This window comes from Flavobacterium sp. (assembly GCF_035760125.1).
Classification (GTDB): Bacteria; Bacteroidota; Bacteroidia; order Flavobacteriales; family Flavobacteriaceae; genus Flavobacterium.
Genome location: NZ_DASTTN010000461.1, coordinates 17,282 through 29,540, shown reverse-complemented (window position 1 = coordinate 29,540; position 12,259 = coordinate 17,282). Strand labels below are relative to the sequence as shown.

11 protein-coding genes are annotated in these 12,259 nt (G+C 35.0%); 5 read left to right on the top strand and 6 right to left on the bottom strand.

The window, feature by feature from the left end; translation table 11 throughout:
- A partial coding sequence (locus VFS71_RS16450) for a hypothetical protein (protein ID WP_326402644.1) occupies positions 1–1,888 on the bottom strand: 1,888 nt, incomplete at its 3' end.
- A 166-nt stretch (positions 1,889–2,054) separates the two neighbouring features.
- Entirely contained in the window at positions 2,055–2,291 is a 237-nt protein-coding gene (locus VFS71_RS16445; RefSeq protein WP_414656005.1) for a DUF4834 family protein, read from the bottom strand.
- Between the two features lie 421 nt (positions 2,292–2,712).
- Here VFS71_RS16445 and VFS71_RS16440 point away from each other — a divergent pair, with 421 nt between their 5' ends.
- Both VFS71_RS16440 and VFS71_RS16435 read left to right on the top strand, forming a co-directional pair.
- Entirely contained in the window at positions 2,713–4,635 is a 1,923-nt protein-coding gene (locus VFS71_RS16440; protein WP_326402641.1) for a DEAD/DEAH box helicase, read from the top strand.
- A 205-nt stretch (positions 4,636–4,840) separates the two neighbouring features.
- On the top strand, positions 4,841–5,608 hold the full coding sequence (locus VFS71_RS16435) for a carboxypeptidase-like regulatory domain-containing protein (protein WP_326402640.1): 768 nt from the start codon (positions 4,841–4,843) through the stop codon (positions 5,606–5,608).
- Between the two features lie 213 nt (positions 5,609–5,821).
- Here the strand turns inward: VFS71_RS16435 and VFS71_RS16430 are convergent, their stop codons facing one another.
- The 3 genes from VFS71_RS16430 to VFS71_RS16420 all read right to left on the bottom strand — a co-directional run bounded on the left by VFS71_RS16430 (position 5,822) and on the right by VFS71_RS16420 (position 7,308).
- The gene (locus VFS71_RS16430) at positions 5,822–6,004 is read right to left on the bottom strand and encodes a hypothetical protein (protein ID WP_326402639.1); all 183 of its coding nucleotides are present in this window, start codon (positions 6,002–6,004) and stop codon (positions 5,822–5,824) included.
- A 78-nt stretch (positions 6,005–6,082) separates the two neighbouring features.
- The gene (locus VFS71_RS16425; RefSeq protein ID WP_326402638.1) at positions 6,083–6,454 is read right to left on the bottom strand and encodes a hypothetical protein; all 372 of its coding nucleotides are present in this window, start codon (positions 6,452–6,454) and stop codon (positions 6,083–6,085) included.
- Positions 6,455–6,642: 188 nt separating this feature from the next.
- A complete protein-coding gene (locus VFS71_RS16420) occupies positions 6,643–7,308 on the bottom strand; it encodes an RNA methyltransferase (protein WP_326402636.1) in 666 nt (221 codons plus the stop codon).
- Positions 7,309–7,371: 63 nt separating this feature from the next.
- On the opposite strand from VFS71_RS16420, the gene VFS71_RS16415 reads away from it, so the two are divergent.
- Positions 7,372–8,064 (top strand): NAD-dependent deacylase, encoded by a 693-nt coding sequence (locus tag VFS71_RS16415; protein ID WP_326402634.1) that lies wholly within the window; start codon positions 7,372–7,374, stop codon positions 8,062–8,064.
- On the opposite strand, the gene VFS71_RS16410 is transcribed toward VFS71_RS16415, so the two are convergent.
- The gene (locus tag VFS71_RS16410; RefSeq protein WP_326402632.1) at positions 8,054–9,016 is read right to left on the bottom strand and encodes an ion channel; all 963 of its coding nucleotides are present in this window, start codon (positions 9,014–9,016) and stop codon (positions 8,054–8,056) included. The genes VFS71_RS16415 and VFS71_RS16410 overlap by 11 nt on opposite strands.
- Before the next feature lie 194 nt (positions 9,017–9,210).
- Here VFS71_RS16410 and VFS71_RS16405 point away from each other — a divergent pair, with 194 nt between their 5' ends.
- Together VFS71_RS16405 and VFS71_RS16400 are read left to right on the top strand one after the other, a co-directional pair.
- Entirely contained in the window at positions 9,211–11,124 is a 1,914-nt protein-coding gene (locus tag VFS71_RS16405; RefSeq protein WP_326402631.1) for an SPFH domain-containing protein, read from the top strand.
- 237 nt (positions 11,125–11,361) lie between these two features.
- Positions 11,362–12,123 (top strand): hypothetical protein, encoded by a 762-nt coding sequence (locus VFS71_RS16400; protein ID WP_326402630.1) that lies wholly within the window; start codon positions 11,362–11,364, stop codon positions 12,121–12,123.
- Positions 12,124–12,259 lie beyond the last annotated feature (136 nt).

Genomic DNA, 12,259 nt, shown 5'->3' with positions numbered 1-12,259 from the left:
GAATTACATACTTAACGTTTAACATATTAAGTATTTCTAAATTATTTTTAGCAATTTGATAATCAAATAATTGTTGTATTCTTTTAGGTCTTACAGCACTGTATCCCCCAATCGCTTTATGAAAATAAGATGTTCTTCCTTGCATCAATCCCTGTATGTCAAACACACGATAATTTGTTGGGTCTTTTAAGATTTCGATATCTGTAGGTGTTTCCTGAAAAGGCACTTCTACATCTCTCCCATTTATAAAATCTTTATTGGATACATAATTTTTATCGACAAAAAACAAGTCGGAAACCATAAATAAACCAACTAAAATAATGGCTGTATTTTGGGCAATCCTATTTTTTATAAACAGCCACAAAGTACCTGCAGATATCAGAATAAAAAAACCTGAACGCAATAAGTCGGCACTGTATAATGATTTACGATCGGCTTTAAGTGCATCAACAAAACTAGGTCCATAACTTTCTATTAAATAACTATCGCTGGCTCCCGAAAAGCTGAACAAACTTTTTGACAAAAACAAAACTATAATCAGCCCTAAACCAATAGCTCCTGATTGTAACAATGGTTTCAATTGCTTTTCTTTTTCCAATTTAAAAAAGGATTGCAAGCCCATAATAGCCAAAACAGGAAAACACAATTCTAAAATAACTTGAATAGACGATACCGCTCTAAACTTATTATACATAGGAATATGATCGATACAAAAATCGGTCAAAGCAGGGAAGTTTTTCCCCCAAGAAAGAATTAAGGTCAAGAATGCTCCACCAAGGAATACATATTTAATTTTTCTTTCATCAATAATTAAAGCCAAAATTCCCAAGAAGAAAACGACTGCTCCTATATATGCCGGCGCAGATACAATAGGCTGATCACCCCAATACGTTGGCATAGCCGAAACAAAATCGGTAGCTTGCGCTTCTGGTACTCCTTGTGAAATCATAAACTCAAACATGCTACTGTCTGTTCCAACCTTCTCATTATTGGAACCTCCAAATAATCGGGGTGCAATCAAGTTAAAACTTTCGGCAATACCATAACTATATTCAGTAATATAATCACGAGTCATAGCGCCATCAGTAGTGCTTTTTGAACCGTCAGGGTTGAAGCTTAAATCGCTTTTTCCGCGAATACTAAAATTGGCATATTCTACTGTTGCCAATAAATTAGTTGCATTGGCACCAATGGCAATAATTCCAGCACCAATAAGTGTCCCTAGTGAATATAACAAAGATTTATATTCTTTTGATTTGATTCCCTCATAAATAAAATACCCCGAAAGAATCAACAACAAAATCAGTAAATAAAAGGTCATTTGAAAGTGATTGGCATTTACTTCCAATGCCACAGCAAACATCGTGAGCAAACCACCTAGAATATATTTCCGTTGAAAAACCATTACAAAACCAGCCACTACCATTGGCATATAAGCAATCGCGTGAGCTTTGGCGTTATGCCCAACTCCAAGTATAATAATCAAATAGGTAGAAAAACCAAAAGCTAAGGCACCAAAAAAGGCTTTTAGCGGATCGGCTTTTAGTACCAACATCAAAACGTAAAAACTAAGAAAATATAGAAATAGATAATCCGCCGGACGTGGCAAAAAACGCAATACATCATCGATAGCACCAACATAATCATGAGGATATTTAGCTCCTAATTGATAAGTAGGCATTCCCCCAAAAGCAGAGTTTGTCCAATAAGGTTCTTCATGATGCGTTGCTCTAAAATCATTTTGTTCTTTGGCCATCCCCGTGTATTGGGCAATATCCGATTGAAAAATTTGTTTTCCCTGTAAAACAGGAAAGAAATAAAGCGTAGATACGATAACAAAACCAAGTATGGCTAGTGCGTGCGGAAAGAACTTTTGAAGTTGCTTCATTATATGGGTTTAAATTTTAGAGTTTAGGTTTTAAAGTCTAATATTACGACAAAAAAAATCTAAATACTCAATATGGTTTTGGGTTATTTATTTTTTAGTCCTTAAAATTTTCTATATATAATACTCAATATAGTAATTTGGACTTTCAGTTTGGGAATTTCACTTTTTAATCAATCTCTTCATAATCTACATAATCCCCAACTTTTTTAGTTTCACGAGGATTTTTACTATTGGCAGTATCGATTATAATTTCATCATTATTTGGTGTTTTCTTCCAAGTTGTTTGTTGGGCGCGCTGCTGCTGTTCTTGAAAATTTTGTCCCGCTTTTTCCACTACCTTTTTTACTACTATAGGTAAAAATAACTTGGCCAAAAATTTAAAAATATAATAGAAAGCTATCATAAAGAATACCATTTCTATAAAACCCGAAAAAGAGGCTGTTTGCATAATCAAATAATTTATTTGGCAAAATTAATAAATCAATATTGAAACTTCGGAGCAATTTGAAAATATCATTCTTAAATAAATGATAAAATAAAGACATAATTATCCAAAAAACGAGTAAAAAACATTTCCAACGACTTAAATTCATTTTCATTTAAATTCTATACAACTTAAAAACAGTTTTTAAGATATTTTTTTTAACAAAAACTCTTGAATCGCGACATAATTTCACAGTGAAAAAGCAATTTCTAAATTTAAAAAGTAAATTTAAAAACATAATAAACTGATTATCAAAACCTAATAAAAACCTAATTCTTAAAATTGCATTAGTTTATATGGATTATAAAGAGTAATTTTGCACCCTATTTTAAAAATATATATGAATAAATTTGAACAATTAGGATTGAGTGAATCGTTACTGAAGGCGATTTTAGATCTAGGATTTGAGAATCCGACCGAAGTACAGGAGAAAGCGATTCCCCTATTATTGGAAAAAGACACAGATTTAGTTGCGTTGGCTCAGACAGGGACAGGGAAAACGGCAGCATTTGGTTTTCCAGTTATTCAGAAAATTGATGCCAACAACAGAAATACGCAAGCATTGATTTTATCTCCAACACGTGAATTGTGTTTGCAGATTACCAACGAACTTAAAAACTACTCTAAATACGAAAAAGGTATTAATGTGGTAGCAGTTTACGGTGGGGCTAGCATTACAGAACAAGCGAGAGACATTAAAAGAGGCGCACAAATTATAGTAGCGACTCCGGGTAGAATGCAAGATATGATTAACAGAGGGTTGGTAAACATCTCTCAAATTAACTATTGCATCCTTGACGAAGCAGACGAAATGTTGAACATGGGTTTCTACGAAGATATCGTAAACATCCTTTCTACTACGCCTGACGAAAAAAGCACATGGTTGTTTTCTGCAACGATGCCTGCTGAAGTGGCACGAATTGGAAAACAATTCATGACTGAACCAATTGAAATTACTGTAGGTGCCAAAAACTCTGGTTCAGCTACTGTATCACACGAATTTTACCTAGTAAATGCACGTGATCGTTACGAAGCTTTGAAACGTTTAGCAGATGCTAATCCAGACATTTTCTCAGTAGTTTTTTGTAGAACAAAACGTGACACTCAAGCTGTTGCCGAAAAATTAATCGAAGACGGATACAGCGCTGCTGCATTGCACGGAGATTTATCTCAAGCGCAACGTGATGGTGTTATGAAATCTTTTAGAGGAAGACAAATCCAAATGCTTGTTGCAACCGACGTTGCTGCTCGTGGAATTGACGTTGATAATGTAACTCACGTAGTAAACTATCAATTACCTGATGAAATCGAAACTTACAATCACCGTTCAGGTCGTACTGGTCGTGCTGGTAAATTAGGTACATCTATCGTAATTGTAACTAAAAGTGAATTGCGCAAGATTTCTTCTATCGAAAGAATCATCAAACAAAAATTCGAAGAAAAAACAATCCCTTCTGGAATTGAAATCTGCGAAATCCAATTGTTACACTTAGCCAATAAAATTAAAGATACTGAAGTTGATCACGAAATTGACAACTACTTACCAGCTATCAATAATGTATTGGAAGGTTTATCAAAAGAAGAATTAATCAAAAAAATGGTTTCTGTTGAATTTAACCGTTTTATTGCTTACTACAAGAAAAACAGAGATATCTCTAACCAATCTAGCGAAAGACGCGAGCGCGATGATAGAGATGGTGCTCCAAGAGAAAACAACAACGGCGGTGCTACAAGATATTTTGTAAACATCGGTTCTAGAGACAATTTCGACTGGATGTCATTGAAAGACTACTTGAAAGAAACATTAGACTTAGGTCGTGATGACGTTTTCAAAGTAGACGTAAAAGAAGGTTTCTCTTTCTTCAACACAGATCCAGAGCACACAGATAAAGTAATGGAAATATTGAACAACGTACAATTAGAAGGACGTCGTATCAATGTTGAAATCTCTAAAAATGACGGTGGTGGAAGACGTGATCACAACGGAAGAAATTCTGGTGGTGGATTTGGCGGAAGAAGCTCAGCTCCAAGAAGAGAAGGCAGTTTTGCTCCAAGAAGAGAAGGATCAGGCGGATTTAGAAGCGACAGAGGTTCGGCTCCTAGAGAAGGTGGTTTCAGATCTGAAAGAAGTTCATCTGCTCCAAGAAGAGAAGGTGGTTTTTCATCTGACAGAGCTTCGAGAGAAGGTTCATCAGATAGAGCACCAAGACGTTCTGAAAGTTTTGGTGATTCTTCAAGACCAAGAAGACCAAGAAGAGACTAATACAATTAGCAATTCAAATATAAATCTCCCGTACATTCGGGAGATTTTTTTTTACAATACATCGGCATTAACCAAAAAACACATTCACATAAAAGAGGCTTATTTAGCATAACAATATTTGCTGTTTGTTAATTTTCTTATAATTATAAGGGAACAACAAAATATTTAATCCCGTTTTACTACTTTTAAACTTTTAAATCAGTTTATGAAATATTTTGTAGTTTTTTTATTTTTAGTTGCCTCCATAAGTACAGTAGCTCAAACCACTGAGGTTCCCACAAAAATCTCTGGTACCATTATCACCGATAACACTGGTACTCCTTTAGCCAATGTAAACATCATCAACATTAATCAAGTTACGGGAACCACTACAGACAACAAAGGGTATTTTGAGCTGGCTGTTACCCAAAGTGACACCCTACACATAACTCTTCTTGGTTATGAATCATTACGTGTTCGCGTTACCAATGACTGGATCAAAAACAAAAAAACTACCATCCAACTTACCCAAAAAGCAATTCCGTTACACGAGGTTGTGATAAGTCCATATTACCTAACTGGTTATCTTGAAATCGACTCCAAATTAATCCCTATAAAAGAAGACTACCGTTATAGCATTTCCGGCTTAGGTCAAGGTTACGAAGCTGGACAATACGCCCCCGAAGCATTTGGAAAAGTATTGGGCTCTATATTTAACCCCGCCGATATGCTCTACAATTTCTTCGGAAAAAGGCCTCAGCAGCTCAAAAAACTTAGGGAAATGCGAAAGGATGATACCGTAAGAAACCTTTTAGAAACCAAATACGACAGAGAAACCATTTCATTACTACTAGGCGTTTCCCAAGATGAAATTGCCGAAATATTAACTCGTTGTAGCTATTCCGAAGCTTTTATCAAATCTGCCAATGACCTTCAAATCATGGATGCGATAAGCGGTTGTTATGAACAATACAAAATCTTGAAGAAAAAATAATAAGGTAGTGTCCAAAAAAGTATTTGGGCGTGCCACCATAAAGAAAAGGGACCAACTCATTGCAACGGTGAGTCGGTCCCTTTTCTTTATGGTGTCGGGCTATACGCGCTACTTCGGTAGCTTGCTCCTATCCCTCACGCTCACGTAAACCAAGAACTTTAGCAGAAAATATTTATTTATATGGTGCTGAAAACGTATTTAAAGACATTCAAATCAATCTTTTTTATGTTGTTGTTCTATTTGATTTTGATTGCCATTAATCATCTTGTCTCCCTCACTTAACCCGTTCGACATTCCGACCATAAAAGCAGTAATAATTAGAATAAATTTTCTTTTTGCCCAAAGAATAGGCTGTTTAGATTTCTCCAAACGTGTTTTCTTATTATGTTTATACATTTTGTAAATGATAAATGATTATACATTTGTTTTATCAACTTATGCATAGAATTGCATAAATGCATAGAAAATTAATTTCTAGGCTATGTATAAACTTTTATATGAGTTTCTCGAAGTAATCATCTCATTTATAAAGATGGATTGAGTTGTAATTGATCTTAACTCTTGATAAAGCAGTGTTCTTGTTTTTAAAAGAACTCGAATTTGAAAACTATAAATATCCTTAAATTCGAGACAAGCAAAAGGAATTGAAAAGGAAGTTTTTTTAGGTGAATTCACCTGACCGAATACATATAAATTGGAACCGTTATTAATCGATTCGCTTCTGAGAATTACATTCGAAAATTGATAATAATCTACTGAATTTGATTGTGAATATAAAGCACAATCATTAACCATCTGACCAAAAACCAGAAAAAGATAAATCAGATATTTAAAATATTTTTTCAATCTATTTAATTCAAATTATCGATTTTAGTAAAATTGGAAACTTTGCCGCTCAGTATTTTTCCCTGCACAAAAATACAAATAAAACTGACAATTCCAGTCTTAAAATTTCAATAGCAATACTAAAACGCACTTCTAACTAAAATAGTTTTTTGAGTTTTGAAATTTGTAATTGCTATTGAAATTGAATTTTATTTTTTTGGATTTTCTTCATAATACCTCGCTTCAATCCTCTTAATATCCTTGATGGATTTTTTAGCCCAATCCAATCTCTTCTCCAAAATTTCTTCTTCAGTCAATTCCCAAGCAACATCCGAATTCCGCAACCTATTAGTTAGATTCTGAATAATAATCGCCGCCGAAACCGAGATATTCAAACTCTCCGTAAAACCCACCATTGGAATTTTAAGGAAGCCATCTGCTCTGCTAAGAATCTCTTCTGACAAACCATCTCTTTCAGTACCAAAAAACAAAGCACTGGGTTTCGAAATATCAAAATCCTCTAGCAAACAATCATTTTCATGTGGTGTAGTTGCAATGATTTGGTATCCTTTATCTTTCAAAGTATCGATACAATTCGTAACACTGTCGTAAGTAGAAATATCCACCCATTTTTGAGCCCCCATTGCTATTTCTTTATCGATTCGTTTACCATAACGTTCCTCGATGACATGTAATTCCTGAATACCAAAAACCTCACAACTGCGCATCACCGCACTGGCATTATGCATCTGAAAAACATCTTCAACAGCAATCGTAAAATGTTTGGTTCTATTTTTTAAGACTTTCAAAAAATTTTCTTTCCTGTTTTCTGTTATAATATTTTCAAGAAAATTAAGATAATCCAAATCAATCATTGCACATTATTTTTTTGGCAAAAATACTAAAAAAGAGTAGTTTTATAATCTAATGTTTTACAGATGAAAAAGAAATTAGTGGTTCTCACCGGAGCTGGAATTAGCGCCGAAAGTGGTATCAAAACATTTCGTGATAGTGATGGATTATGGGAAGGCCATAATGTAATGGATGTGGCCACTCCTGAAGGTTGGCATAAAAACCCAGCATTGGTACTTGATTTTTACAACCAAAGACGCCAACAATTAAAAGAAGTACAACCTAATTTAGGACATCGAATTTTAGCCGAATTAGAAAATGATTTTGACGTTTATATCATCACGCAAAATGTAGATGATTTACACGAACGAGCCGGAAGCACAAATATCACTCATTTGCATGGGCAATTATTAAAAGTACGAAGTTCCAAAAACGAAAATTATATCTTGGATTGGCAAGACGATTTAAATTTTGGAGATGTTGACCAACAAGGAAATCAACTTCGCCCGCATATCGTTTGGTTCGGCGAGCAAGTCCCAGCATTAGAAGAAGCAATCACAATAACGGAACAAGCCGATTATTTTGCAGTTATTGGAACTTCTCTTCAAGTGTATCCAGCAGCAGGTTTAATTGATTTTACCCCGAAAAAAACCCCAATTTATTATATCGATCCAAAACCCATAAACATTCCTAATCTTAGAAATCCTCTTGAAGTAATTCCAAATATCGCTTCGGAAGGCGTACGTATTTTAAAAGAAAAATTAAAAACTAATCTATAACAACTTTATCAAAGACACTTAACAAACCTAAGTCCAAGATAGTACTTTGATGATTTTCACTTTGGGAATACATTGATTTGAATTTGGCCCCATAAACGACTTCATCAAAAGTATAAGAAGTCCGGGTTGCAACTGTAGTACTAAACATATCATCAAATGTTTTGATAATCACAATAATTTCACCCGAAATCGATTCATAATCCGAAGCACCCAAGTCATACAAAGGGCTTTCGCTTGTTATTGGATGAACCAATGTCCAACTCAGCGCCAGCGAATTTATTTTTTGATATTCTAAATCTAAAGTATAAAATTTATTCGTCATAACACCATTCTCCTCAATTTTCATCCCGAGAGTTACATTGACTTCGGCATCAATATAATTAGTATTTTTATAAGGAGCGAGTCTAAACATTAATGCTTTCCCATCATTAAAAGGAGCAATGATAGCATAATGTGAAAATTTCAAAAAAATGGAAGGTTTACTGAATCTCCCAAAAAACAAACCAGTTGCAATGGCAAAACTCAACAAACCCATCAAAGCTTCAGCAGAAGACAAGGCACTCGTATAAAAACCTGTTGGACTGATATGCCCATACCCTACTGTGGTAAACGTTTGGGCACTAAAAAAATAAGCCTGCCCAAATTGCACCCACGCATCATCGGTTGTTTGAATCCCGTTGAGATGCTCAATACCAATACTAAAATACAGCAATGCAAACACAAAATTAATGCAGATATAAAACAATAATAGAATCGAAAGAAATTTCCAGGATGGCATGTCCAGCATGGTATGATACCAACTGATTCTGTCCAAAATACCAATTCCTTTTTTGGCCGCATTTGCCGAACCGTCTTTATTAATGAAACGACCGCCGTAGCTGGATGCGCTGGTTCCAAATCCGGTATTAATGAGGGATTTTGCTTTTAAATTCAATCTATTAAATAATGCCATATATCAATTCCTTATTAACTGCAAATTAGACAATAAATTTTACTTAACAATAATATAAATTCACCCCTGATTTCGATAAAAAAACTTAAGAAATACATCCAAAATTTAATGCTCAAAAAGTTAAAAAATAATTCCAAACAAGAATCAGATTACAAGAAAAATAAATTATGTTTGTAATCTAAACCCTAACCTATATGTCATTTTTTCTTACCAACTGGTGGATATTCTTAATTTTTTTATCAGTTCTTTTTTACAAATTTGTTTTACGTGTATTCTTTGGAATGGTCATCGTTCCAGAAAACAAAATCGGATTAGTCACCAAAAAATTCGTTCTTTTCGGTTCTGAAAAATCGTTGCCGGATGGCCGAATAATTGCCACCAAAGGCGAAGCTGGATATCAGGCCAAAACACTTGCTCCTGGATTATATTGGGCAATGTGGCCTTGGCAATTTGCAATAGACATGGCTTCATTCACCATAATCCCAGAAGGAAACATTGGATTACTTTTAAGCAAAGACGGTGCCGAAATTCCAACAGGTCGTATTCTCGCCCAAAAAGTAAACTCTGATAATTTTCAAGATGCCACAATGTTTCTTGACAATGGCGGGCAAAAAGGAAGACAATCTGCCTTTGTTACTACAGGATCTTATCGTATTAATACTCATTTATTCGAAGTAATAATTTCTCCTCAAGTAGTCATTTCGGAAAACATGGTTGGAATTGTTACTGCAATGGATGGCGAACCTATTCCTATTGGTCAAATTGCCGGTAAATTTGTAGAGGGACACAATAACTTTCAGGATTTTGATTTATTTCTAAAAAATGGAGGAAATAGAGGTTTGCAGCCACAAGTTATGCTTGCAGGTTCTTATTATATCAACTCATGGGCAGTTCAAATAGAACAAACCCCTATGACTGATGTACCCATTGGATATGTTGGAGTAGTAATCTCTTATATCGGTGAAGACGGTCAAGATGTGACAGGAGATACTTTCAAACACGGAAATATAGTTTCAAAAGGACAACGAGGTGTTTGGATGGAACCTTTTGGACCTGGAAAATATGCTCTTAATAAATACACAACCAAATTAGAACCGGTTCCAACCACAAACTTGGTATTGAATTGGGCGGATGCCAGAAGTGAGTCACATAACTTAGATCAAAATCTTTCTACAATTACGGTACGCTCCAAAGATGGTTTTCCTTTCAATCTAGATGTATCACAAATCATCCATGTTCCTGCCAATGAAGCACCAAAAGTAATTGCCCGTTTTGGAAGCATGAATAATTTAGTTTCCCAAGTTTTGGAACCTACCATTGGAAACTATTTCAGAAACTCGGCTCAGGAAAGTGACGTGATTTCATTTTTATCCACCAGAAAGGAACGCCAAGAATCAGCTAAAAACCACATCAAAGTGGTTTTGGATGAATACAACGTTAATGCTGTCGATACTTTAATTGGTGATATTGTTCCCCCAGAGTCGTTAATGAAAACATTGACTGATAGAAAAATTGCCGAGGAAGAGCAAAAAACTTATCAAACTCAAAAAATGGCGCAAGAACAACGTCAAGGAATGGAAAAAGAAACGGCAATAGCCGATATGCAAAAGGAAATTGTAAAAGCTTCTCAAAGTGTTGAGATTGCACAACGAACTGCCGATGCAACCGTTAAAAAAGCCGAAGGAGATGCGACGAGTTTAAAACTTAATGTAAATGCCGAAGCCGAAGCCACTAAAATGCGTGCCAATGCCGAAGCCGAAGCAACAAAAGCAAGAGCAGGAGCTCAAGCCGAAGCAACCAAACTTACCGCTAGTGCCGAAGCTGAAAGAATCTCTAAAACTGGTCTTGCCGAAGCCGAAAAAATTATGGCTATTGGTAAATCTACGGCCGAGGCATATCAACTTCAAGTTTCTGCAATGGGTGGCGATAACTTTACGAAATACAAAATCACAGAAGAAATTGGTAAAGGAAAAATCAAAGTGATTCCAGATGTTCTAATTTCCGGAAGCAATGGTACCGATGGATCCATGAGTGGATTATTAGGTCTAAAACTAATGGAAATGATGGATACTGATAAAAGTAAAGAAAACACTAAAAAAGGAGAATAAATCTCAATCCCTTTTCACAAAAAATCTGCCGTAACTGGCGGATTTTTTTTGTTTAAAGAGCACTTGTCTTCTAAATAACCTCTCTTAAATTTCCCTAATAAGACAGCTAAAATTGTAAAAAAACACCTTTTAACAAAAAATAAAAATATTTTTTATCTAAAAAGTTAAAAAAATGAAAAAAAAGTTATATTTGTCTTTCCTAAACTAATCCTAAATCTAACCAAACACCACAAAATCATGAATTTAAAATTACCATTAATCATTGTTTTTCTAACATTTTCCCAAAGTTTTTTTGCACAAGAATCCAAAAATGAAGCCGTAAGTGCAGAAGGCTCTTCAACAATTACAGCTAAAACAGAAGCTGCTCCAATTGATTTTAAAAAACAAATGCAAGATTTAAAAGATCAAGAAAAAGCATATTTAGCAAAAGTTGAAGCAGAAAAAAAAGCAGCGGCCGAAGCCAAAGTAGCTGCAGAAAAAGCAGCTAAAGCTAAAGCCGAAGCTGATAAAAAAGCAGCCGAAGAAGCAAAAATAGCTTCAGCCAAAGAAGAAGCCATTGCCGCTAAAGCAAAAGCTGAAGCAGATAAAAAATCTACTACTGAAGCAAAAGAAGCAGCAAGAATAGCAGCAATAGAGGCGAAAGCGAAAGCGGAAGCTGATGCAAAAGCAGCCAAAGAAGAAGCTATTGCCGCTAAAGCAAAAGCAGAAGCTGATGCAAAAGCCGCAAAAGAAGCTGAAAAATTGTCTAATGAAAAAATAGCCGCTTACCAAAAGGAAGCAGAAAAAGCTAAAGATGCTCAAGAAAAGCTATATAAAGATGTTGAAAAACTGAAAAAAGAGAAAGCAGAAGCTGACGCAAAACTTGCCGAGTCTGCAAAATTAGCATTACAAAAATCAACCCTATTAGAAGAACAAATAGCAAAAGCAGAGGCCGAAGCTGCTAAAAAAGCAGCAGCCGATGCCAAAATAGCTGCAGAAAAAGAAGCCAAACAAAACTAATCCCCTCAAAATAAACCAAACCAAACCTAACTTTTAACCAATTTTAAATGAAGAAATCCGTTTTACGACGGATTTTTTTTCATTTAAGCACATCACAACAAGAGCATTCAAAACCAACAATCTCTTTTTTAAAAAT